At 58.6% G+C, this 24,325-nt stretch carries 13 protein-coding genes and 9 pseudogenes; 9 read left to right on the top strand and 13 right to left on the bottom strand.

Annotated elements, in window-relative coordinates:
- Positions 1–3 precede the first annotated feature (3 nt).
- The gene (gene istA, locus QFZ91_RS27695) at positions 4–1,521 is read right to left on the bottom strand and encodes an IS21 family transposase (RefSeq protein WP_429537743.1); all 1,518 of its coding nucleotides are present in this window, start codon (positions 1,519–1,521) and stop codon (positions 4–6) included.
- 365 nt (positions 1,522–1,886) lie between these two features.
- Here istA (QFZ91_RS27695) and QFZ91_RS27700 point away from each other — a divergent pair.
- The 5 genes and pseudogenes from QFZ91_RS27700 to QFZ91_RS27720 all read left to right on the top strand — a co-directional run.
- Positions 1,887–2,014 (top strand): annotated as a pseudogene (locus tag QFZ91_RS27700) (IS66 family transposase); the annotation flags it as partial.
- Between the two features lie 168 nt (positions 2,015–2,182).
- Positions 2,183–3,706: an IS21 family transposase gene (gene istA / locus QFZ91_RS27705; RefSeq protein WP_429568757.1), complete on the top strand. Its 1,524-nt coding sequence runs from the start codon at positions 2,183–2,185 to the stop codon at positions 3,704–3,706.
- A gap of 12 nt (positions 3,707–3,718) precedes the next feature.
- Positions 3,719–4,486, top strand: a complete 768-nt coding sequence (gene istB / locus QFZ91_RS27710) for an IS21-like element helper ATPase IstB (protein ID WP_429522646.1) — start codon at positions 3,719–3,721, stop codon at positions 4,484–4,486.
- Positions 4,487–4,506: 20 nt separating this feature from the next.
- Positions 4,507–5,259: pseudogene (tnpC, locus tag QFZ91_RS27715) on the top strand (IS66 family transposase); the annotation flags it as partial.
- Positions 5,250–5,459: pseudogene (locus tag QFZ91_RS27720) on the top strand (transposase); the annotation flags it as partial. The pseudogenes tnpC (QFZ91_RS27715) and QFZ91_RS27720, both read left to right, overlap by 10 nt.
- A 92-nt stretch (positions 5,460–5,551) precedes the next feature.
- On the opposite strand, the pseudogene QFZ91_RS27725 reads toward QFZ91_RS27720, so the two are convergent.
- The 6 genes and pseudogenes from QFZ91_RS27725 to QFZ91_RS27750 all read right to left on the bottom strand — a co-directional run.
- Positions 5,552–5,626, bottom strand: a pseudogene (locus QFZ91_RS27725) (IS6 family transposase); the annotation flags it as partial.
- Between the two features lie 4 nt (positions 5,627–5,630).
- A complete protein-coding gene (locus QFZ91_RS27730) occupies positions 5,631–6,455 on the bottom strand; it encodes an MATE family efflux transporter (RefSeq protein ID WP_429569161.1) in 825 nt (274 codons plus the stop codon).
- A 12-nt stretch (positions 6,456–6,467) separates the two neighbouring features.
- Positions 6,468–7,082 (bottom strand): annotated as a pseudogene (locus tag QFZ91_RS27735) (MATE family efflux transporter); the annotation flags it as partial.
- Entirely contained in the window at positions 7,019–12,562 is a 5,544-nt protein-coding gene (locus tag QFZ91_RS27740; RefSeq protein ID WP_429569059.1) for an amino acid adenylation domain-containing protein, read from the bottom strand. The gene QFZ91_RS27740 and the pseudogene QFZ91_RS27735, both read right to left, overlap by 64 nt.
- A gap of 61 nt (positions 12,563–12,623) precedes the next feature.
- Complete coding sequence (locus QFZ91_RS27745) at positions 12,624–13,568, bottom strand: AMP-binding protein (RefSeq protein WP_429569060.1); 945 nt, start codon at positions 13,566–13,568, stop codon at positions 12,624–12,626.
- Entirely contained in the window at positions 13,546–14,868 is a 1,323-nt protein-coding gene (locus QFZ91_RS27750; protein ID WP_429522490.1) for an IS5 family transposase, read from the bottom strand. Before QFZ91_RS27750 ends, QFZ91_RS27745 begins: the two co-directional genes overlap by 23 nt.
- A 1,275-nt stretch (positions 14,869–16,143) precedes the next feature.
- On the opposite strand from QFZ91_RS27750, the gene QFZ91_RS27755 reads away from it, so the two are divergent.
- Positions 16,144–17,466 carry an IS5 family transposase gene (locus QFZ91_RS27755; protein ID WP_429522490.1) on the top strand — a complete coding sequence of 441 codons (1,323 nt, stop codon included), beginning with the start codon at positions 16,144–16,146 and terminating at the stop codon, positions 17,464–17,466.
- Between the two features lie 812 nt (positions 17,467–18,278).
- Here the strand turns inward: QFZ91_RS27755 and QFZ91_RS27760 are convergent.
- Positions 18,279–18,654: pseudogene (locus QFZ91_RS27760) on the bottom strand (transposase); the annotation flags it as partial.
- Between the two features lie 4 nt (positions 18,655–18,658).
- Between QFZ91_RS27760 and QFZ91_RS27765 the strand changes: the two are divergent.
- Positions 18,659–18,958: pseudogene (locus tag QFZ91_RS27765) on the top strand (integrase core domain-containing protein); the annotation flags it as partial.
- 23 nt (positions 18,959–18,981) lie between these two features.
- Here the strand turns inward: QFZ91_RS27765 and QFZ91_RS27770 are convergent.
- Positions 18,982–19,413: pseudogene (locus tag QFZ91_RS27770) on the bottom strand (transposase); the annotation flags it as partial.
- A gap of 820 nt (positions 19,414–20,233) precedes the next feature.
- Here QFZ91_RS27770 and QFZ91_RS27775 point away from each other — a divergent pair.
- Complete coding sequence (locus QFZ91_RS27775) at positions 20,234–20,413, top strand: 4'-phosphopantetheinyl transferase family protein (protein WP_429569061.1); 180 nt, start codon at positions 20,234–20,236, stop codon at positions 20,411–20,413.
- Positions 20,414–20,445: 32 nt separating this feature from the next.
- Positions 20,446–21,258: an IS5 family transposase gene (locus tag QFZ91_RS27780; protein ID WP_368718999.1), complete on the top strand. Its 813-nt coding sequence runs from the start codon at positions 20,446–20,448 to the stop codon at positions 21,256–21,258.
- Between the two features lie 116 nt (positions 21,259–21,374).
- Here QFZ91_RS27780 and tnpC (QFZ91_RS27785) read toward each other — a convergent pair.
- The 4 genes and pseudogenes from tnpC (QFZ91_RS27785) to QFZ91_RS27800 form a co-directional block, all read right to left on the bottom strand.
- Positions 21,375–22,954, bottom strand: a pseudogene (tnpC, locus tag QFZ91_RS27785) (IS66 family transposase).
- Between the two features lie 54 nt (positions 22,955–23,008).
- The gene (gene tnpB / locus QFZ91_RS27790; RefSeq protein ID WP_429569062.1) at positions 23,009–23,338 is read right to left on the bottom strand and encodes an IS66 family insertion sequence element accessory protein TnpB; all 330 of its coding nucleotides are present in this window, start codon (positions 23,336–23,338) and stop codon (positions 23,009–23,011) included.
- On the bottom strand, positions 23,314–23,463 hold the full coding sequence (locus QFZ91_RS27795; protein WP_429569049.1) for a hypothetical protein: 150 nt from the start codon (positions 23,461–23,463) through the stop codon (positions 23,314–23,316). Before QFZ91_RS27795 ends, tnpB begins: the two co-directional genes overlap by 25 nt.
- A gap of 134 nt (positions 23,464–23,597) precedes the next feature.
- Positions 23,598–23,864: a transposase gene (locus tag QFZ91_RS27800; RefSeq protein WP_429569063.1), complete on the bottom strand. Its 267-nt coding sequence runs from the start codon at positions 23,862–23,864 to the stop codon at positions 23,598–23,600.
- Positions 23,865–24,325 lie beyond the last annotated feature (461 nt).

Below are 24,325 nucleotides of genomic sequence, written 5' to 3' on the forward strand. Positions count from 1 at the left end.
CGTTCAATGGATCAGAAGGGAATGGAGGTCACGGCCGAAGCGGCCGCCGTTCAGATAGGTGTCGGCAGGCGTTGACGCTGGTGCTGCGGTGGGCTGGCTGTCCAGCCCCTTGTCGAGGATCGTCTTGACGGTGCGGTACTTGGGGCTGGCGAACACGAGCGCACGCTCGCACGCAGCCTCCAGCCGTTGATCGCCGACCTTCTCGCGAAGTCTCACGACGCCCTGCGCGCCGCGCAGGTTGACGAGCACCTTGTCGTTGAACATCGCTAGAACGAGCGCGTGGCAGGCCGGCCCGATATCCTTTGCCCGCGCCAGGCACCACTGTGGATCGTGCTCGAGCCACGCTTGCGCTTCAGGCGGCTGGTGGTCACGCACCGTGTGGCGATCGCCGGGCTTGCGCAGCCGCGGATGGGTCGCGACGAGCTCATGGCGGTGGAATACCTGCACGACCGTGACGGTCGCCTTCAGCCACAGCTGCTTGCCAACGAGCGTAAACGGCACCGAGTAAAGTGCCTTCCTGTAGACGATGTGCCCGTCGGTATGCACCTTGACCTCGCACCATACGGCCAGCACTGGCGGCACATCGGGTAGTCTGGCGAGCAGCGGCTTCTCGATGGCGAAACGTGCGAGCGACTGCTCGCGCGTCGTGCCGTGCTCGCGCGTGCCGGCCTGCTGCATCACCCAGTCGCGCAATTGACGGTTGGCGTCGGCGAGATCGCGGAATTCGCGCAGCGGCACGAAGGATCGTTTGATGTATTTGACCCCGGCCTCAACGACGCCCTTCTTCGCAGGATCGTGTGGAGGGCATGCATCGATCCGGAAGCCGTACCCCTCGGCCAGCGCGGCGTACGAGCGCTGTACCTCGGGGTCGTACATGCACGCCTTTGTGATCGCGCACCTGGCGTTGTCGATGATCACACGTTCGACGCGGCCACCGAACCATTCGAAGGCGCGCCGGTGACAGGCCAGCCACGTCTCGACCGTCTGATCCAGCACGACCTCGGCGTATTGATGACGCGACCAGCACAACGTCATCACGAAGAACCATGTCTTGAGCAGGCCCCCGGACTCATGCGTGAGCACGGGACCGGCGCCGAAGTCGACCTGTGCGGCGTCCGCCGGCGCGAACTCCAGGATCGTCGTCGCTCTCACGCCGCGCTCGGCCTTCAGGTGCAGCAGGAAGCGCCGCACTGCCGAATAGCTGCCCGTATAGCCGTGGTTGCGCTGAAGCGCGTTGAAGATCGTCGTGCCCTGCACGTCGGCGTCATACCAGCCGCGCACCAGATCGCGAAACGGTTCAATCGTGGAGACGCAGCTACGCGGCAGCTTCGGATTGCGTCCGAAGATCGCTGCCAGTTCGGCGTCGTCCGGCAAGGGCCGACCGGGATCGAGCCAGCCCCGCGCGAGCGCGACCTGTCTGACGGTCTTCAGCTTCCCACGCCCCATCAGGCGTGCGCTGGCAATGTCGCGGTCGGAATCGCCCTGACGCATACGCGCCAGGACCTGTCGATACTCAAACACTTCGAACCTCCTTCGACTCATCGGCCCTCCGGGCAAAAAGACCGAAGGTACCGGGTTGCGGAAATTCGAAATGCGTTTCGGGCTGCCGCCCGACAGAACACTGAGCCCGCTACGTGGCTCGATTACGCCGATCCTGCGGTGGCTCCAATACGCCGATCATCGAGTGGCCCGATTGCGCCGATCATGACTGGCTCGATTGTGGCGATCATCCGGTGGCTCGATTGCGCCGATCCCGAAATGGCTCGAATATGCCGGTCAGTGACAACTTGCCCAGTCATCGAGGTCAGGGGTGTGCGACAACGCCCGGCATCACAGATCATGAACGGCTCCAAAGTTAACATCCGCTGTCTTCGTTTACAAGCTGCAGTGAACTTCATTACAGTCGCCTGTACGACGCGCTGTACAGGACGCTGCTGTCGCGGTCGCTGGTTCACGGCGACGAGACGACGCTTCAGGTGCTCAATGAACCCGCCGGGCGGCGCAGAGCAAAAGCTGCGTATTTCGGACGAACGTGACCGGCCGTTTCGGGATGGTGACCGGCGATTTCGGCAACGTGACCGGGCATTTCGGGAACGTGACCGTGCGGACCGGAAGGCAGGATTGGCGTTGCGCATGACATCAACTACGCGGGCTATGCTCGCCGGCTTTTGCCGGAGAGAGCATGGCCGCGCACCGGATGAACATGCGCATGATCAAGGACGTTTTACGACTTAAATTCGACGGCGGTTTCTCGCACGATCGGATCGCCGCGTCACTGGGCATATCCAAGGGCGTGGTCACGAAGTACATAGGACTGGCCGGTGCCGCCGGGCTGGACTGGGCAAGCGCCAGCGATATGGATGAAGGCGACCTCGAGCGGCGGCTCCTCGGCAAGCCCACGGGGCCAGCAGGCTACGCCCAGCCCGACTACGGACGCATCCACCAGGAGCTGCGTCGCAAGGGCATGACGCTGACGTTGCTGTGGGAGGAGTACCAGGCCGAGTTTGCGGACCGGCAGACCTACCGCTATACGCAGTTCTGCGAGCACTACAAGGCGTTCACGAAACGCCTGAAGCGCTCGATGCGTCAGATTCACCGCGCCGGCGAGAAACTGTTTGTCGACTTCGCCGGCCCCACGTTGCCGCTGACGACTGGACGCCGCGCGCACATCTTCGTGGCGGCCATGGGCGCATCGAGTTACACGTTCGCATGCGCGACGCCAGCCGAAACGATGGAGGACTGGCTGAGCGGCATCGCACGTGCGCTGACCTTCTATGGTGGCGTGCCGCAGCTGATCGTGCCGGATAACCCGCGCGCGATGATTGCCGATCCCGACCGCTATGAACCTCGCGCCGGCGACACCGTGCTGGACTTTGCGCGTCACTACGGCACGTCATTCCTTCCTGCACGCGTATATCGTCCGCAGGACAAACCGAAGGTAGAGGTTGCGGTCCAGGTCGTCGAACGCTGGATCATGGCGCGCCTGCGTCATCACCGGTTTGAGTCGGTCCACTCGGTCAATGAGGCGATCCGCCCGCTGCTCAAGAACCTGAATGAGAGGCCGTTCCAGAAGCTGCCGGGATGTCGCGCCAGCTCATTCGCCCAGCTGGACGCGCCGGCACTGCAGCCGCTGCCGGCACAGCCCTATGAGCTCGCGCGCTTCAAGACAGTGACGGTTCACATCGACTATCACGTCGAGATCAACAAACACCGCTACAGCGTGCCGCACGCGTTGGTCGGTCTCAAGCTCGATGCGCGCATCACGGCGGGCGCTGTCGAACTGCTGCATCGAGGTCGCCGTGTCGCCAGCCACGCACGCAACGACCGCGCAGGCGGCTACACCACCGTCGTCGAGCACATGCCGGCGGCGCACCGCGCTCATCTGGAATGGACGCCGCAGCGGCTGATTCATTGGGGACAGCAGATCGGCGCGGCAACCGGCGCGCTTGTTACCCGGCTGCTGCAGGAGCAACGTCATCCGGAACACGGCTATCGGGCGTGCCTCGGATTGCTCTCGCTCTCACGTCGCTATGGCCGCGAACGTCTCGAAGCCGCCTGTGCGCTAGCACTGGAGCTGGGCGTGCACCGTTACCGCCACGTGCGCGACATCCTGATCAACAACCGCGACCGCGCTGCAGTGGCAACGCCTGCCGACTGGATCAGCCCGAGCCACGCGCATGTACGCGGTCCCGGCTACTACCAATAAAGAAGACCCACCATGATGATGCAACAGACACTGACGCAACTGCGCACCCTGAAGCTGGACGGTTTCGCTGACGGCCTGGAAGAACAACTGACGCAGCCCGGTGCGGCCAGCCTGAGCTTCGAGGAGCGCCTGTCACTGCTGGTCGACCGGGAAGCCAGCTGGCGTGATGATCGCCGTCGTACCCGACTGCTCAAGCAGGCGCGCCTCAAGTATCCGCAAGCCGCCATTGAAGATCTCGACACGCGCGCTGGCCGTGGCGTCGATCCGCGCTCACTCACGAGTCTCGCGCTCGGTGACTGGGTCGAAGCCGGCTACAGCCTGCTCATCAGCGGCCCAACCGGCGCCGGGAAATCGTGGCTCGCTTGCGCCCTGGCCCAATACGCTTGCCGGCGTGGGCATTCAGCCTTGTATCTGCGCGTGCCACGACTTGGCGAAGAGCTTCGCGTTCTGCACGGCAACGGCGGCTTCACAAAATGGCTGCTGCAGGTTGCCCGCGTTGACGTACTTCTGCTGGACGATTGGGGAATGGCGCCTCTCGATACGATGGTTCGAAACGATCTGCTCGAGATGATCGATGACCGCTCGGCGGGAAAGGCGACCATCATCACCAGCCAGTTACCGATTGAGCACTGGCATGGATGGATCGGCGACGAGACCATCGCCGACGCAATGCTCGACCGCCTCATGCAGCGTCATCACCGGATCACGCTCACCGGTGAATCCCTCAGAAAAGCATCCCCAAAACCCAACGTCCTGGAGCCCAAACTCGACCAGAACTAACAAGGAAATCTACAATCAACACCGCGCAACGCCTCACCCCGCCGGATCGGTCACGTTCCCGAAATCGGCGGTCACGTTCGCCGAAATACGCAAAAAGCTATGCATGGGTCTATCGCAGCGCGGAGGATTGTGCCGAATCGGTCGTGCTGTTTGAGTACCAGCCCGGGCGCTGGCCAGACGCATCCGCAAAGTTCCCGGGCGACTACAGCGGTATGTTGATGAGCGACGGGTACAGCGCCTGGAGAACACTGAAAAAAGCGACGCACTTCGGCTGCATGGCGCACGCGCGCCGGCTGTTCGTCAAGGCGGACAAGGCAGCGCAGAAGAAAGGGGATGACGGAAAACCGAAGGCGCCGAACGCTCGCGTGGCAAGAGCACTCGAATACTTCCAGGTCCTGTACCGTGTCGAGGCGCTGACCAAAGGCGACCTGCCTGCCGGACAGACCCGTGCTGATTACGCATAGCGCCTGAGGCAGGTGCACAGCGTGCCGGTGCTCGAGGCGTTCAAGGCATGGCTCGATGAACTGGCACCGAAGGTGGTGCCGCAAAGCCTGCTGGGCAAGGCCATCGCCTATACCCGAAACCAGTGGGAATACCTGGGTCGCTACGTCACTGATGGCCGTGCCCCGATTGACAACCACGTCTGTGAGCGGGACATCAGGCCATTTGCGACATCGAGAAAATCGTGGCTGTTCAGCGATACGGTTGACGGTGCGAAAGCCAGTGCTACGATCTACAGTCTCGTACTGACGTGCCGGGCCTGCGGGGTCGAACGGCCCGTATTGCCCGTCGCGGCGTGGAAAGCAAGGAGCGGCTCGGGCGGCATCGCTGGGTGGTCGAGCGCCCGCATGCATGGTTTGCCGGTTTCGGCAAACTACGCATTCGTTTCGACCGGCGTCTCGACATTCATAGTGCTTTGCTTTCCTTGGCTGCTGCCGTTATCTGCTCGTGCTTCGTTGATGACTTGTGTTAGCGGCGCTTACTGCTGCGCCGCCCTCAGGAAATTCATGCATCGATGCAACAACCTGGAAATTAATGTCGCGATTAACACGCAAAGTCATATCAATACCAGCGAACCGCACAGCTGATGACGATAACAGGGAAGCGATGATCATGATAAAGCGGTTTTGTCTTCTTCATTACGTCATTCTGCGGCCCCCATTCCATTAACCTGACAGAGCCGGGAGGCCTTGTCGATCTGCCGCATTTCACTGTATAGAATAACCATAGCGATAAGACCCGCTGCCATATCGGCAGCCGCTACCGAGAACAACAGGCCGTCTTGCCCATAAGCGTGCTGCAGCAAGGCCATCAGGGGCATCAGAAACAAGCCATGCCGCAGTACCGCTACAAGCGTTGCCCAGATTGCGTTGCCCTTGGCCTGCATGAAAAGCAGGCACACCTGTTGCACCCCTAACACCGGCAACGCACAATGGAATAGCAAGATCGCGCGGCTACCAATCTCTATCGTCGCCGACTCGTGCGCAAACCAGCCGATGATGGTTCTCGCTTGCCACACGACCCAGCCGGCATAGACTCCGGCGAACGTTAGCGCGACGGCAACCATAGCCCGAACCGCTTGCGCCACCCGTGTCCAGTTACCTGCGCCGACATTAAACCCAACAACCGACTGCGCCCCGCTGCACAGTCCATACAACGGTAGTGCCGCCAGCATCGCCAAGCGGCTGGCCAAACCTATCGCCGCCACCGATGCCTCACCGTAGCGAGCAGCGAACCCATTGAGCATGGACATGGCCGCTACCGCGAGCAGCGTATTGAGCGCTGGCGGAATGCCGATGCGGGCGATGCTCGCCAGCCGGCACCCGCAGCGTCCCACCGATGGCCACGATAAGACGATGGCTCCGTGCCTGCCCGCGAAATGTCGCCAATACAAGGTTAAGCCGCACAACTGGGCCAGAAATGTTGCGATGCCAGCCCCTTCGATGCCCAGCCCGAACCAGAAAATCATCACCGGGTCGAGTGCCGCGTTTATTGCGAAGGATGAAACTTGGGTCGTCATGCTGAGCACGGTATTGCCATCCGCTCTCACGATGAAACCACAGACCATATTGAATACCACTGCCACATAGCCCAACAGCAGCCAATGAAGATAAGCCTCCGCCAGTGGCAAAATCGATGGTCCAGCGCCTAGCTATGTCAGCAAAGTTGGAGCCAACTGCCAGCCCGCGATAGCCGTTATGCCAGCAATTACCATCGCAGACCATAACGCGTGCGATGCATAATCGTTGGCAGAGTGATCGTCGGCACGTCCCAGGCTTCGAGCAATCAACGAGGCGGCCCCTGCACCGAAGATCTGGCCTATTGCCGTGATGCACATTGCAAATGGGAACGACAATGCCATCGCCGCGAGTGCTGCTGTTCCGAGCCGCCCCACGAAATAGGCGTTGAGCAACTGATAAGCGGCACTGACAGTGACGCCAATGACGGACGGAAGAGCCAGCCGCAGGATCAGTGGCAACAGTCGATCGTGGGCCATTGACTGCATCCGTGATGCCGCAACTGCTGGCGTGTTCATACTGTGGTCCCGTCCTTCACGCTTGTTGCGTCCACATCTTCCTGATTGTCCCTGAGCCATCCGGCATAAGCCGCGAGACAATGCAGCAACTGACGTCCCAGCATATTCGCCTCCTCTGCGGAAAAGCAAGGCAACGCACAATGCATCTGGATACGAAGTTTACCGTCCACATTATCGATATATAACCGCAACGTGTGATGGCGGTTGGGCCCCATCCCATCACCCGTCCAGATCGTCGGTTGAGCAAGGCCGAGCAGCATGCGCGTACGAAGATTATCTAACACAGCGCGATAGTTGACGACAACACGCGGCCAGTCGAAATCCACCACTGCCTTCGCCTGATCATCCGGCAGCAGATACGCAGCCGCCCGTAGCCCAATGCCATGGATCCGTGCCGAATTGCGCTGACGACGCACCGCTTTCAGACGTTCCGCCACACTGAGTCGCCCCTCACAAATGATGGCCAGCGGGACAAGTTCCGCGGTAAAGCCCATAACTGTCGACAGATCCTGACCCGGCAGGATAGGCGTGCGCAGCATGTCCATGCTGTCCAGAAACAGCCCTCGTCGCTGGTTGCCCCTTCCTGCCACCTCCGCCAAGGCGCACAGGATGACGTCGAATGCGTCAAAGCCGTGCCGGTCCGGATGCAGATCGAGCAGAATCTTTGTCGATTCCGCATCCAGATCCAGATAGCGAATCCCCTTGTGCGCGCACAAGGCCTCGAAAGCAGCATCACTGTGCATCTGCCCAGTATGGAGCATCTCGAACAAGCGCCGGCTGGAATCAGCGCCACTATCGACTGGCTCAACCTCGAGGACTGTTGCACCATCCTCACGCAGCAGTTCCCATGGCCGGCTTCGCCAATAAGCAATGTTGCTGTCCAACGAACCGCTCACATGTTCGCGCAGCGCCTTCACCCATCGATTCAACTGCGCGCGGCCACTGAATGCGGGAGCCGGTGTTTGGCCATGCTCTATCGCCAGATAGTAGCGTTCTACTTCGTCCAGCAGCAGCCGGAACCCATAGCCGTCGACCAGGAAATGATGAATTATGATAAAAATCCAACTGTGCGGCCGCCCACCGACCTCCGCCTCCATCAATTGGAAACGCGACATCCAGGTACGACCATCGAACCGGAATGCATATTGCGCTTTCTCAGCGATACCAGATACATCTCGCGTGCAATCCCCGAGCTCTGAGTACGAGCCCAATGCAACTCGCTCCAGATGCAACGCTCCGACTCCGGTATGGAAGCGTAGATCAGCGTCATCTCGAGAGATCCTGGTGCGCAACAGTGGGTAGTCTTTCGCCAACCTAACGATAGCGGACTCCAATATCGCCGGATCCAAACGGCAGCTATCGTCCTGCCAGATCGCGCACATGTTGAAATGCTCGTCTAAACCCATGCGCCGATTCATGAAGCGTATCGTAGGCGTTACTTCCACTCCACCGTCGATTTCGCCATCGTGGTGCACCAGCTCGCCGGAGCGGGCATCGATCAGCCCAGCCAGTTCGCGTAACACTGGATAATCGTACAACTCGCTGACAGAAAAGCGGATGTCCATCCTGGCCGCCCGCGCCACACAGCGCACGCTCAGCATAGAGGTACCACCCAGTGAGAAGAAATGCGCGTCCGCACCAATCGTCGACATACCAAGCACTTCCTGCCAAACCGCGGCCAGTGCATGCTCAGTCGTGGTGACCAGCGGCGCGAATACGCCCACCGCGGTTTGCCGTGGAAACGGCAAGCGGGAACGGTCCAGTTTACCGCCCGGCAGCTTAGGCAAAGCCCGCAAGCGAACAAATGAACGGGGAATAGTATGGGGCAACAGCGAATGACGGAGCATTTGTCTGAACCCATCCTCTGTTGACGGCAGCTTCGCCTCCGTGCCCACCACGTAGGCAGTCAACAGCGGCTCGCCATCCGCGGCGCGGTGCAAATGCACCGCGGCCTCCTCGACCCCAGGACATTTTCCCAAGACGTGAGAAATCTCATCCAGTTCAACGCGCAAGCCATGGATCTTGATTTGGTTGTCACGCCTTCCGAGGAACTCCAGGCGGCCGTCGTCGCGGTGACGCCCCAAATCGCCAGTGCGATAAGCCACAGTTCCGAAAGGCTGTAGCTCTGGCACCGAATTAGCAACAAATCGCTCGGCTGTCAACTCCCTGCTGTCGTGATAGCCATTCGCCAGGCAGTCACCCGTCACCAGGATCTCCCCCACCGCACCTTGAACCACCGGCCGCAACTTGTCATCTACGACGGCTATGCCGACATTGGCCACCGGCTTACCGATCGGGACAGTCCGTTCATCAGCGCCCACTTCGCACACCTCTCCCCAAGCGGCGTTCGAGCTACACTCGGAGGAGCCGTAAAAGTTGAACAAACGGGCCTGCGGGAAAGCCTCGAGAAAGCGCCGAGCCAACTCCGGTGGCAACGCCTCAGCGCTTGAGGTGACCAGCCGCAAATCTGAAACCGACCGTCCGTCTGTCAATTGTGCCGTCAAAATGCCGGTGATCAACGGTGGCGAGCACAGCAGATGCGTTACCCGGTAACGATCTAGCTGCAATAGCAGCAGGGATGGATCTTGCAGTTCTTGCTGACTCAGCAGCAAACTAGGAACGCCTTGTAAGAGTGGCCCGAAGATTTCCCATTGACTGGCAACCAGCGCCGCCGACTTCTGCACTACGCAGGCATCGCCTGCCTGGAAGGGGAATTGCCCCCACATCCATTGCAAACGATTTAGGCATGCTGTAGCGGGAACCACAACGCCCTTCGGTTTTCCCGTAGAACCAGATGTGTAGACGATCTGCAGCACTTCATGCGAACAAGATGGGGAAGGGGCGGCATCTGTTTCCTCATTGCCGCATGCAACTTCCTCCGACGGCAGTAAAACTAGCCCTCTGTCACGAAATGCTTCCCGCTGCAACGGCGTGGCAACGAAGGCCTTGGGAGCGACATCTTTAGCAATCTCAACTATGCGACTTATCGGATAATTTGCCCCGATCACCGAGTAGGTTGCGTGTAGCTTGATCGCAGCTAGAATAACGATCAACGCGTTAATGCCGCGGTCAATGCCAAGCAGCACCCTGTCGCCGGCACCAACACCGGAGGCTGCGAGTCTGTTAGCAAAACGGTTGGCCGCAGTATCCAACTCCGCGTACGAAATGCGACCGTGCTCCCAGAAATAAGCAGTATCCACTGGCGACATTTTGGCACGCGCTTCGAACATTTCGCGTAGTGTACTAGCGCCTGTATAAGCCAGCCGTCCCCCGTTGTAACGCTTAAGAAAAGCCTTTTCAGCTGGGTGCCGCAGATCCAGCTCTGCAAGCGGCGCCGCCGGCGCCGCAATGATCACCTGAATAATTTTCTGCAGGTTGAGCAGCATTCTGGAAACGAGCTCGTCGGAGAACAGTTCAGTGCAATAGGACATCTGCAGATATATGCCGTCCCCCTCTTCCTGACAATAAAGAGTGAGATCGTACTTGGTATAACCGTTTTCCAATTCGCGTGCGACAATTGACACATCGTGCTCCCCCTCAGAAATCAGCTCTGCCTTTTCCGAATACATGTTGAACATAGCCTGGAATACGGGGGAAAAATTGCTTCCACGTACCACGTCAACTGTTTCCAACATCCGACTGAATGGATATGCCGCGTTGAAGGCAGCACCGGTGACAGTTTGCTGCGTCGTGGCCAGATGTTCGATGAATGACTTATCAGGATCCATCTTCGCCCTTAGCGGCAACATGTTTAGGAAGAACCCCAGCAGGTGTTCCGTACCTGACTGTTCGCGCACTACATTCGGAGTGCCAACGATGATATCGTCCTGTCCGCTGTACTCTCTCAATAAAGCGTAAAAAGTCGTCAGTAACACGCTGAAAAGCGTGGTGCGATTGTCCGCAGCGAGTTCGCGAAGTCTGGACGCCGCGAGAGCCGGAATTTGTATGGCGTGTGACTTCCCGGTGTAACGCATCCGCCTCGGACGAGGCTTATCGGAAGGCAGGGTCAGCACCGGCAACTCACCCGACAGCTGTTGTGCCCAGTACGAGCGCTGTCGCGCCCAGCAGTCCGATCGAAACTGCTCGGACTCCCATTTCGCGAAATCTGCGAACGAAATTTCGGCTTTGAGACCGTCCTCTGAACTGACTCCCGCCTGGTAAAATTCACGCAGTTTGCGCACCATTACCGAAAGCGACCACGCGTCCATAATGATTTCATGCGTGGTAAAGATGACAACATGCCGGTCGGAGCACTCTCGTACTAGTAGTGCGCGATACAGTGTGCCTGCGGCGAGATCAAAGGCCGGTTGAAACTCGCTCGCCTTCAGTTCAGCCAACCTAGGGGCAGGATGGTCGCCGCAAAGGTCTATAAAGCGCAAACGACCCTTCGGCGGTGAATCGAAGGTCAAATATGGATTGCCGCTCTTTTCGACGAATCGGATGCGCAGTGTGTCGAAGTACTGCACCACCGCATCCCAAGCCCGACTAAAGCGATCTCGATCAAGCTCTCCGCAGCATTCGAGCGCCGTTTGCAAGGTATAGTTGGATGCTGTTGGATCAAGCTTCCACAAAAACCATAAGTGTTTTTGAATGTGGCTGGCCGGAGCCTCTCCGCCCTCATCACGGCGACTGACGACAATGGCGGGGAGGGACTCATGCCCATCCTCTTTCTCGGCCAGGAGTTCGGTCAACTCATCTATTGTGCAATGGTACAGGTCAACCACTGAAATTTCGCAGGCGAATTCGCGCTGAATACGGTTGATCGCAAGCATGGCGCGCAGCGAGTCACCGCCCATCAGCAAAAAGTTGTCGTTTCGCCCCAGCCGGTCTAGATGCAGTATCTCGGCTAAGAGCCTGCACAACCGAACCTGAAGACCGTCAGCAGGCTCCAGATATTTCACATCGGACAAAGGACGCAAATTTTCTGGGGAAGGCAATTGCTTGTAATCAAGTTTGCCATTGGCGTTTAATGGTAATTTCGCCAGCTCGAAGAAAAGATCGGGCAGCATGTAGTCAGGCAACTGACACGACATGTGTTCGCGTAAAGCGCTCCGTGTAACCTCCTCTCGAAGCTTGACGAAAGCCACGAGGCGCGGAAGTCTTTCCGCTTCCCCTGGACTAGTCAGTGTTTCCCTTGCCGTCAGTTTCACCCGATTGTCAGCGGGATAATGCACCACTACGGCCGCGGCCTCGACGGCAGCATGTAACCCCAACAAACCTTCCACTTCGTTAAGCTCAATACGGTAGCCACGCAGCTTGACCTGGCGATCTGCTCTTCCGAGACACTCCAGCAAGCCATCCTGACGCAGCCTCACGAGATCACCAGTCTTGTATAATCGATCATATCCGCGCTTATCGCTGAAAGGGTTAGCCACAAAAGCCTGCTCGGTACGCGCGTCGTCGTTAATGTAACCACGTGCAACGCCAACGCCGGCTACACAAAGTTCGCCTACGTCACCTGACGCAACAAGCGTCAGCGCCGCAGCATCTGGCCTGACCACATAGATTTCCAGATTGTCTATCGGTTTCCCGATTGGCATAAATGCCTGACCTTCCGCCGGAGAGTTAGAGATCAGTGCATGCGTGACACCGTCGGCACATTCAGTTGGTCCCATAATGGTTGAGGATGGGAATAGACGGGTACATCGCCAGCCAACGTCGGCATACGTCGGGCGGCAATGCCTCCCCGACGGTGGAAATCCTGCGCAGCGCCGGCAGCGCGCGTGCATCGATCAATTCGACTTCGGCCACAAACGAGCGTAGTAGCGACGGCACAAATTGAATGACTGATACTTGGCATTTGCGCAACTCAAGCAGCAGCCTCGACGGATCGCATACGACGTCTCTATTAATGATCTGCGTGCACGCCCCCACTTGCAGCGCCGCCATAAACTGCCACAGAGAAATGTCAAAACAGTGCGATGCGGTCTGCGCCACCTGGTCAGTTTTACTGATCTCCAGATCGTGTACTTTAGCGTGCAAGTGATTGATCAAGCTCCGCTGTTCAATCATTACGCCCTTTGGGTGACCGGTGGTACCCGAAGTAAAAATGACGTAGGCAAGATCACTACCTTTGCCTCTGGGCCCGGCAAAGGCTGCGCTCGATTCTTGCGCTTTCTCAATATCAAGAAGCACTAGTTCCGGTCTGGTTGTCTGCAAATATGCCGCCTGTTCGAAGCAGTTACGGGCGGTCAGCAGCAGGCAGCATTTACTCTTCTCCAGCATGTAATCCAAACGTTCCGCTGGATACTGGCGATCAAGCGGCATATAGGTACCGCGAATCTTAAAAACGGCAAGCATCGCAGCCAATAAATCAATTCCTCGCTCCATCAACACGCCGATGACGGGCGCCTCGCGGCCACAGCGCTCGGTCAGCGCCATTGCGATGCGGCTGGACTGCTCATCAAGCTCCCGATACGTTACCGACTCGCTGCCATGCCTCGCTGCTATATGTTGCGGATAACGCCGTGCCGCATCACAGAAGTAGTCCGTCCTGAACAATTCGTTTTGCCGAGCACCGTAGTTACGGGGATTGAAGCCGAGCAAGTCGGTGGTTGAACAAGGCGGTCAGAATGAAGGCGCAAAGAAGCCGCAGCTTCCTGAGGATCATCCGTAGATTGTGTCCTGCGCCGCACATCACCGCGTGCATCGCGTCGCCGAGCGCACCCTTGAGCCAGTTGCGATCGAGTTTTCCGTCTGTCTTCATGTGACCGATTGCTGGCTCGATTGCGCTGCGCCGTCTGATCATCGCGCGTAGTCCGCGTGTAATGCCCCGCCGCAAGCCCGGGTGGTAGATCTTCACACCATCGACGGCGACACCCTTGTAGCCACGGTCGACGATGGCGACCTCCGGCGTGGCGTCGCACAGGATTGCCGCCTGCTCCAGCGCTTCAGCCAGGGTGTGCCCGTCGTACGGATTGCCTGGCATCGAGCGCATGCCAACCACCAGTCCTTCCTTGTGGGTCGTCGCGATCGAAACTTTCACCCCGAACTCGTACGGCTTGCGCGCCTTGCCCTTGGCCAGGCACTCGACTTCCGGTGCATGCAGCGCATAAAGCTTGTTCTTGTCCTTCGGCTTCTGCGCCAGAATGCGTCTCGTGCGGGCGATCAGTTCCGTTAATTCAGCGCAGCCTAGGTCGGCCACCTGGTTGACCTGCCGCTCCACATCGCGCATCACCCGTCCAACGCGCGAGCGCAGCGTGCGCAGCGCTTTCCTCATGCGTTTGTACTGTTTCGCGTGAGCGTAGCGGCCAATCTGCAGCGCCAGATGCGGCGCCTCGCGGTTGTAGTTCTGCCTCAGTTTCAGACCGTGCCGTGCCGCGGCTTTCACCAGATGTTCGCGACACCGTTCGAGCAGGCGCGAATCGGTTGGGTGGGCGATCGCCTTCTCCATGACGGTCGTATCAACAATCACGCGCTTGACGCTCGAAGCCTTGATCACGCCAGCGCGTTTTGCTGCTTCGATCGTTTCGGCCAGCAACTCTTCAACGCCGGCTTCGCCCATTCGCTTGCGCCAACGCGTCAGGCTCGATGGGTCGATCGGAGGTTCGGTCTGCAAGTAGGTCTCGCCGGTGAACACCTGCCAGTACGGGTTCTCTACCCATTGCCAGACGACCTCTTCGTCGGACAGGTCGAACGCGTGCTGCAAATACAGCAACCCGGCGATCAGCCTCGGCGATGTCGCCGGTCGTCCCTTGCGCGATACAAAGCTTTCGCTCATTGATGCGCCCAGTCGCTCCCAGTTGATCAGGTCGGCCAAACGTATCAACGGATGCTTCAGGTTGATCTGTTCGCGCAGCGGCTGGCGGAAAAAATCTCCCTCCGTCACAGGCGTCTTCGGACCCATTCGCACCTCGTCGAAAAATGCAGGATTCTCACGTTAATGTGCCAGGATCCTGCAAATCTCACAACACCAATTCGGCCTCAAAGCTCTGCCACGCAAGGCTCTCCGAATTGATCAGGCTCGACGAAGTAGTCTACTGCCAATAGTGTTTTCATTTAAACCTCATTCACTCGCCTAAGTGTTTGAATTACCCGCCCCTATACTAAAAACAGCTCTTTCGGGCGGGCGACCGCGCAAGTATCCGTGGAATGATCGCCGAAAGGTTCATTGCGTTTGGGTTGGATAACAGGCTAACTCGCTATCTTAAGATATCGAAAATCACATCTTCTTCGCATTCTGTACGTATTCAATATTTTGATATCTATTCACTTGAGCGTGTCACTTGCTCTGCTAAATTGAACCGCATTTTCATGCGGCCACCAATGCAACGGCCAAGAGCACTGGTTACCATTAGAATCCGTACCTATAACCGCGAAAGATGCGGCTGGCGCAGGCACGTCACTACTCGCTCGCGTCGCGTAACGGCGCTATATCGCGCCAGCCCCGCAGTTCTTCCCGATCCTCTGAGAGCGAGTTCCTGGCACGCTTCAGAAACGGCCACGCAGCGCTCACTGGCAAAAAAACAGTATCGCGCTCGTGATGAAGGCTTTCGGATCATCGGAAACAAGCGAGGAATCGTGGGAGACCCAGTGCGTGATCTGTTCATCGTTAAAGTAACCGTCCTCAATCACAATCACGACCTGAGCTCGAGCATGCGATGTCAGGTGAAGAAGGGAAATATGCAATAAGTCGTAGCAAGAAATTCACTTGATACAGGTTTCGAACTGTATGCTGCAATGTTAAAACCACGGTAAAGCGCCCGAAGAATTGAAGTATGCTTCGGCACTCGACGCTCCTGTAGCATAAGTTCAGAAGTATTCAACAGTCACATCATGGGTTAGGAGGTGCGACGAACTCTGCTGGTCGTCCTGACCGTCGCGTTGATGTCGGTCCTCCATGCTGCTCACTTCGCCGCACAGCTTCATTCTGTGCAGAGCCCTTGATATCTTTCTTTGTGAGATACATCGTTCGTCGGATTGCACAGCAACGCAGGAAAAAACTTCCTGCTCAGGGAACGGAATGGAACTGATGATCCAGAGCGCCGGTTCGTTAATAAGTCGAGCCTGATGAATTCAGAGAGCCTTGCGTGGCAGAGCTTTGAGGCCGAATTGGTGTTGTGAGATTTGCAGGATCCTGGCACATTAACGTGAGAATCCTGCATTTTTCGACGAGGTGCGAATGGGTCCGAAGACGCCTGTGACGGAGGGAGATTTTTTCCGCCAGCCGCTGCGCGAACAGATCAACCTGAAGCATCCGTTGATACGTTTGGCCGACCTGATCAACTGGGAGCGACTGGGCGCATCAATGAGCGAAAGCTTTGTATCGCGCAAGGGACGACCGGCGACATCGCCGAGGCTGATCGCCGGGTTGCTGTATTTGCAGCACGCGTTCGACCTGTCCGACGAAGAGGTCGTCTGGCAATGGGTAGAGAACCCGTACTGGCAGGTGTTCACCGGCGAGACCTACTTGCAGACCGAACCTCCGATCGACCCATCGAGCCTGACGCGTTGGCGCAAGCGAATGGGCGAAGCCGGCGTTGAAGAGTTGCTGGCCGAAACGATCGAAGCAGCAAAACGCGCTGGCGTGATCAAGGCTTCGAGCGTCAAGCGCGTGATTGTTGATACGACCGTCATGGAGAAGGCGATCGCCCACCCAACCGATTCGCGCCTGCTCGAACGGTGTCGCGAACATCTGGTGAAAGCCGCGGCACGGCACGGTCTGAAACTGAGGCAGAACTACAACCGCGAGGCGCCGCATCTGGCGCTGCAGATTGGCCGCTACGCTCACGCGAAACAGTACAAACGCATGAGGAAAGCGCTGCGCACGCTGCGCTCGCGCGTTGGACGGGTGATGCGCGATGTGGAGCGGCAGGTCAACCAGGTGGCCGACCTAGGCTGCGCTGAATTAACGGAACTGATCGCCCGCACGAGACGCATTCTGGCGCAGAAGCCGAAGGACAAGAACAAGCTTTATGCGCTGCATGCACCGGAAGTCGAGTGCCTGGCCAAGGGCAAGGCGCGCAAGCCGTACGAGTTCGGGGTGAAAGTTTCGATCGCGACGACCCACAAGGAAGGACTGGTGGTTGGCATGCGCTCGATGCCAGGCAATCCGTACGACGGGCACACCCTGGCTGAAGCGCTGGAGCAGGCGGCAATCCTGTGCGACGCCACGCCGGAGGTCGCCATCGTCGACCGTGGCTACAAGGGTGTCGCCGTCGATGGTGTGAAGATCTACCACCCGGGCTTGCGGCGGGGCATTACACGCGGACTACGCGCGATGATCAGACGGCGCAGCGCAATCGAGCCAGCAATCGGTCACATGAAGACAGACGGAAAACTCGATCGCAACTGGCTCAAGGGTGCGCTCGGCGACGCGATGCACGCGGTGATGTGCGGCGCAGGACACAATCTACGGATGATCCTCAGGAAGCTGCGGCTTCTTTGCGCCTTCATTCTGACCGCCTTGTTCAACCACCGACTTGCTCGGCTTCAATCCCCGTAACTACGGTGCTCGGCAAAACGAATTGTTCAGGACGGACTAATAACGCGTAGCGCGGCACCTTGAGTGGACGCCGCAATAGAATGTCGACTATCATTTTTTGCAGATCTTGTCTGTGGTTCGTGAGGCTTTGGTGTGGTGTTCACGCTTCGTTACCTCCAGCTTCAATTTCCCCGCGACAGCAGATGCAATAGTTGAGCCAACGCCACGACACACCTGAGAGATATCTCCCAACACATTGCTGATCGGGATGACTGATGGGGACCTACCCTCCAAAACGCTTGCGGGATCTTCCGGCAAATATCGTTTGTGGGATTTACTGTGTTGCATATCCGACAATGTTGGATGTGCAACACCACGGATTGCCGCGACGAGGGCCGACTAAAGCGGCGAACTTACTGACGAGTGCATCAAATAGTGCATAGTTGGCTACGCGGCATACCGAACGTGCTTTTCCTTGAACAGTTTCCGGATCACGTGAGGCTCTCTTTTGCCGACGATGCAAATGGGCGTTAATGGAATGGCCGCCCCCCACCCAGCGGCATGGATGTGCCAAATCTGGGTCCCCCCATCTTTGCAACCCTGATTTTCGATGGCGAGTTGGCTTGCCCAAATCTATTCGGCGTCGTTTTGGGGATCGCTCCCCGCGCCACGATGAGATTCGCGCCTGACGATCCTTAACAGTGGGTCGGCTTCGAAAGCCTGTTTGGCACGGAGGTTCCTCGTCAGGCAGGTATGCCGTTCACGTCATCAATTTTCAGTCGTCGCAAAACCAGTTGGGTGAGTGTGATCAATAAAGACGAGGCCGTGCTCGTTCAGGCCGGACGGGTGAAGCCGGCGTCGAATGTGGTTTGGCGCGCAACAACTGCCCAGGCGGTTCGGGCCAGCTTGTTGGCCGGTGCACACGCCACCACGTTTGAATGCCGTTGCGCGAGAATTGCGCGAACTCAGTCCGCTAGGCGGCCGGTTCGTTTCTCCAGGCCTCGCATGTAAGCTCGGGCGGGCAGGACGAGCAGGCGCCTGACATTTTTGTTGCCCCGCCGGCTGATCCTGAGAAAATTGGTCTTGCCGCCCGTACTGTATTGCCGCGGAACGAGCCCAACCGATGCCGCAAAATCGCGACTGGCATCCGTACTGTTTTGCGTCGCCCATTTTCGCGGCCAACGCGCTTGCGGTGACCGGGCCACCCCCCCCCAAATACGTTTCGATCCACTACACGGAGCGTCTGGCCGAAACCGGCGTCGAATCGTCAGTCGGCACGGTTGGCGATTCGTACGACAACACACTGGCCGAGACAATCAACGGGCTGTATAAAGCAGAGCTGATTCATCGGCGCGGCCCGTGGCGCAGGCATCAAGCTATCGACCTGGCAACGCTTGAATGGGTCGACTGGTTCGACGATCGTAGGCTGTTCGGCCCGATCGGCGACATCCCGCCGGCGGAAGCCGAGCAAGCTTACTATCGGCAGTTTCAGAACGTCGCCAAGGCGGCTTGACTCAAACAAAACGGTCTCCCGGAAACCCGGGGACGATTCATCAGTGCAGCGCAGATCTGTCCGGTGTTCGGGTCCATCGCCAAGTGCGACGCTTGGACCAGCCATGCTTGCGCACCTTCCACTCGCCTTCGCCATAGAGCTTGGTCCGGTACTGTCGAGCACAAGGTACAAGGAGTCTTTGGGCGTTGTGCCGGTAGCGCGACCGTCAGCGTCTGTGTGCCTCAACGTCGTGTAGTTCGGCACGGGCAGGCTCGTGAAAGCAAGTTTGCACAGACTCTGGGCGAAGCCTTGTAGTGCGCGCAGCGGCAGAAGAAAGACCTGCTTGAGTTCCAGCAGCATCTGCACGAACGCATCCGCATAGACGCATCGGTGGCCCCGAGTGCGCGCACCTTGGATTCCGGTGCTGCAGCGAAAAGATCAGGGTCAATCCACATCGTTACATCCCCTCGAGCAATGGGTGACAATGCCGGCTGTGGTCGTGCAATGTCAAATAGAGGAGCGCGAGGACGGCGTCGTCAATCGCTGATGTGTCATGTTCATGGCGTTCATCGCGGTATCGTTTGGACCCGTGCGCAAAACCGTTCACGACTCGACAGAATTTCATCGGCCGACTTGCGCCAGACGAACGCACTTGATCCACAACCTGTTTCAGGAAAAGCATGTCTATTTTTCCACCTGAAAAACGATGCACTATTCGATGAACTGGTCAGTAACATCCATTCGGAGCAGTCGGCTCGGGCTTGAGCACCTCTGTTCCTCGCGCAGCATAATCGCACAGGAACTGCCTGTTACCGTCACTAACGGAGTGAATTGATGATAGTCCCTGCAACGTCGGCTTTCAATGTGCACGAGCTCGCTCCACCGAGTGCCTCCGCAGCAGATATTGAAATATTTTGCGTCAGCTTCGATTTTCGCGTCATGCTCGATAGTCCCGCATTCGCTCCGCTTTCGGACGATGAGGGTGCGAAGGTCGCGCGCTTCCGACGCCGCGACGATGCGCTGCGTGTGCGGTGACGCGCGTCGTGCTGCGTCAGTTGCTCGCGGAACGAACAGATTTGGAGGCCAGTGAATTGCGTTTCGAGCGAGACATCGGCGGACGGCCCCGTCTCGATTGTCGATGCAAGGCGGGTCCGGTGGGCGACTCGACTTTAACGTTTCGCATTCGGAGCAGTATGCTCTGATCGCAATTGGCCGGCGACGGAGGGTTGGTCTCGATATCGAATTTGCTCGCAAAGACATCAACTGGAGGAAGTTCGCATCAGCGGTATTTGCGCCGTGCGACGAGGCACAAGTGACCGCTTTGCCGACAGGCGAACCGGCGCGTTTTATGACGTATGGACGGCAAAGGATGCGGTGTTGAAGACACTTGGCGTCGGCATCGGAAAGGGCATGACATGGTTTTCTGTACTTGGCGACAGGCAGCACGAGCCAAGCATCGTAGTTAGAGCGTGTTAGGAACTTCGACTGAGACCTGGTATCCTGGCGGGATGAAAAGAACCGACCGCAAAGGGTATCCGACAGATGTGTCGGATGAGGAATGGAGTTTTGCGGCGCCGTATCTGACGCTGATGGACGTTGACGCGCCCCAGCGCAAATACGAACTGCGCGACATGTTTGATGCATTGCGCTGGATGGCTCGTGCCGGCGCGCCGTGGAGGATGCTGCCCAATGATTTCCCGCCGTGGGAGCTGGTGTATCAGCAGACTCAACGCTGGCTGCAGGCTGGCTGCTTTGAGAGCATGGTGAGCGACCTGCGCTCGGTGATACGCGTGGCACAGGGCCGTCGGGGACAGCCCAGCGCGGTCATCCTCGATGGCCGCACGATACAGTCGACCTGCGAGAGCGGCCCGCGTGCGGGCTATGACGGTTATAAGCGGAAGCGCGGTAGCAAGGTACATATTGCAGTGGACACGTTGGGACAGTTGCTGGCGGTGCACGTGACCCCCGCCAATGAACAGGAGCGCGCACAGGTAGCGGAGCTTGCGCGGCAGGTCCAGCAGGTAACGGGACGAACGGTCAAGGTGGCATTTGCCGATCAGGGATACACGGGCAAGGAGCCAGCGCAGGCTGCATTCGACGAGGGCATTGACCTTCAGGTGATCAAACTCGAAGAAACGAAAAAGGGTTTCGTTCTGCTCCCCCGCCGGTGGGTGGTCGAGCGCAGCTTTGGCTGGCTCAACCGTTTCCGGCGTCTCGCACGTGACTATGAACGGCTTCCCGAAACTCTCGCTGGGCTTCATTTCGTCGTCTTCGCAATGCTCATGCTTGTCCACGCCGTGCCAGTACTTCAAAGTTCCTAACACGCTCTAGCGAGGAGAGCGTATGCAATCGCGACTTGATTGTAAGCGATCTATTATCGACGTCCCTCTGCGAGTGGAGTTGAGGGCCATGAATCGCCGAGAGGCGTGGCGTGTGCTCAGTGCAGGGAAGCAGGCATTTTCCAGGGCATAAGCGCGTCGTAGTCGTCGACACTGGTCGCCAGAGGGATGTGCCTGAACAGCCAGTGGAGGTAGCGGTACGGGTCGATTCGAGAGGCTTTGCAGGTTTCGACCAGAGAGTAAAGATTGGCGCTCGCAGTCGCGCCATCAACCGTGTCCGAGAACAGCCAGCCGCGGCGCCCAATTACAAACGGGCGGATCGAATTCTCACAGTCGTTGTTCGATATGGGCCAGTTGCCGTTCTCAACGTAGAGGATCAGCTTGGGCCATTGCTCGCGCAGATAAGTTAGCGCCTTTCCGAGCAGGCTGTGGGGCACGACGCCGGGGGATTGCTTGAGCATGAGACTGCGGATGGCGTCGAGCACTCGTGCACTGTATCGCCGTCGCAATCGCTGTCGCCGGTTGGCTTCCCATTTCGCGCTGCGTGCCTCGGCGACGAACAACCTTCCGATCAGCTTGATGAAGCGTGTGGCCAGCAGGTCGGGCGAGCGCGCTGCCTTGGGCACATTGTCTTCTGCCTTGACGAAGTAGCGTCGGCAGTGAACCCAGCATCCAAGATGCACGAGCTGGTATCGGTCGGCGATGCTGTTATAGGGCTCATAGCCATCGGTCATCAGGACCGCGCCCTTGCGGATGCCCGTGAACAGTTTGTCGGCCAGTGAGCGCCGCGTCCCGGCATGTACGTGAAGCAGCGGACCGGATGTCCTGAATCGGTCATCTGCGACCAGAGGTAGCTCTTCGTTTGAGGCTTTCGCCCCTTCTCCTTCAGGACCTGGAATGTCGTCTCGTCGCAGTAGACCAGATCCGCGTCGAGCAGCGCATCACGCATCAGGTTGATCACCGGCTGGGTCGCCAGACCGACGCGTACCATGCTTGCGGCGATCGTGTTGGACGAGATGTCACCGCCGAAACGACGTAGCAGTCCGGCCTGACGGTACAGTGGCATCCCGAACTGATACTTGCCGGTGGCGATCCACGCAAGCGCTGATTCACTCAGCAGCCCACGCGGGATGATACGCGGCGGCGCTGGCGTGACCTTGATGCCGAGATCGCAGCATGGACACGCATATTTGACGCGCCGGTGCTGGAGCACGCGAAGCTGCTCCGGAATTACATCGAGCTGCTCGCTGATCTCAACGCCGATCTCGACGAGCGCGTGGCCGTCGTTCGTACAGAAGCGTTCGGCTTCAGGCAGTTCGTGGCGCACGACCTCACGCGGCAGCTTGGGATCGAGCGGTTTGCGGTGACCACGCCGCTTGCGCGTGTGCGCGGCAACCGTCGTTTCCGGAGTGTCTTCCAGGGCGGGCGCGCTGTTCGCGCCAAGTGCTTCGGCTTCGTTGAACAGCCCGGGTTGATTGGAATCCCGTGCTTCACTTTTCGCGCCGAACAGTTCACGACGGTAAGCACGCAGCCGTTCCTCGGCCAGATCGCGTTCCGCTGTCACGAGCCGCAGGGCGCCGCGTAGCGCCTCCTGTTCTTCGCGCAACGCACGGGCGGCATCGCGCTCAGCGAGCAGCTCTTTCAGTTCGTCGGCGGTGATCGTGACCTGGCCCGGCATGCGGATTAGACCGGCACCCCGATGACGCGTTCAGCTCACGCGCAGATACTCGCGCTACGGATGTCGCTGGATCGTGCTGATGTCATCGCCCTCAAGCAGCGCATGTAACAGATCAGGCGTCATCGTCACGATCTCGGCTTTCCGGTCGGGCCATATGAACCTATCGGTCTCGAGGCGTTTCGTCAGGAGCCAGAAGCCGCTGCCATCCCAGCCGAGGATCTTGACCCGGTCGCGGCGACGGTTTCCAAACACGTAAAGCGAGGAGTCCATCGGGTTCAGGCGCATCGACTGCTCAACGAGAATCGACAGGCTGTTCATGCCGTACCGGAAATCGACGGCATCGCGGTGCAGGTACACCTTCAGATTCGCGTCGAACCGGAACACGGCATTCTCCCAAGCATCTGGACCACGGTGGCCAGTTCGTCGATGGTCGCGTCCGCGATATCAAACTCGACGCCGTTCGGCAGACGCACGTGCAGCGCAAGCGCCATGGACGGCGATGAGGGCATAGGCGCTCTCGCCAAGGCGCTTCCTTCGGGGAGCAACGCCGGCGGCACCGAAACGACGGGGACGAATGCAGATGACGTTTTCGTGGGTGATGCGGCCTTGCACGGACCCAGAAGGTCGATGGCCACGCCATCGATCACTGCTGCCGCAGGCGCCGTCTCGTGATGCTCAGCACAGGCTCCTGTGGTGCAGGCGAGATGCCTTTCTCCCGCTCCAGCAGGTATTTTGTGATCCATTTACGTAGCAGATTGGCATTGATCCCGTGTTCCTGAGCCATGCGCGCGACGGAAACGCCGGGTTGCAGCGCGGCCTCGACCAGCGTGCGCTTACCTTGCTCGTCGTAGCGACGCCGGCCATCACGGCTCTGTCGTACGACTCTTAACTCTGAGTCTTTGTCAGCCATAGGTGTCCACCTCGAATAGGTGGACGCCTATGCTCCTCGCTCCTGGCGATCACTGCCAGACGCTAAAGATGGACCGCTTACGATCAATTCGATCTGCGGCACCGCCGGTACCCAGGATCCGCGAAAGCTCACCTCATTGATGCAGTCGACGATCTGACTTGAAATTTCTGCGGCTGCGGATTGCGAAACAATGGATCGATGCGCACGCCCAAGCTACCGCTTGGCGAATCGACGAGAGGGTCAAACGCAGAATTCGCCATGAAGTCCCATCCCTGTAGAACTCGCCGTCGATTTCAACGGTATCGAAGAACCGCCGGTAGACGGGTCGACGATTGTCGCTACGACAGGAGCGCCGGCGTGTTGTGTTCGTGCCGGTTGATCACCGAGAAGTCGGGGATCACCTGCTCCATGATGGACGTGCGAGGACTTGTCAGCCACGGTGTCGTGGCATGGCGAACTGA

Origin of the sequence: Paraburkholderia sp. JPY419 (assembly GCF_050435705.1) — a bacterium.
GTDB classification, from domain to species: domain Bacteria; phylum Pseudomonadota; class Gammaproteobacteria; order Burkholderiales; family Burkholderiaceae; genus Paraburkholderia; species Paraburkholderia youngii.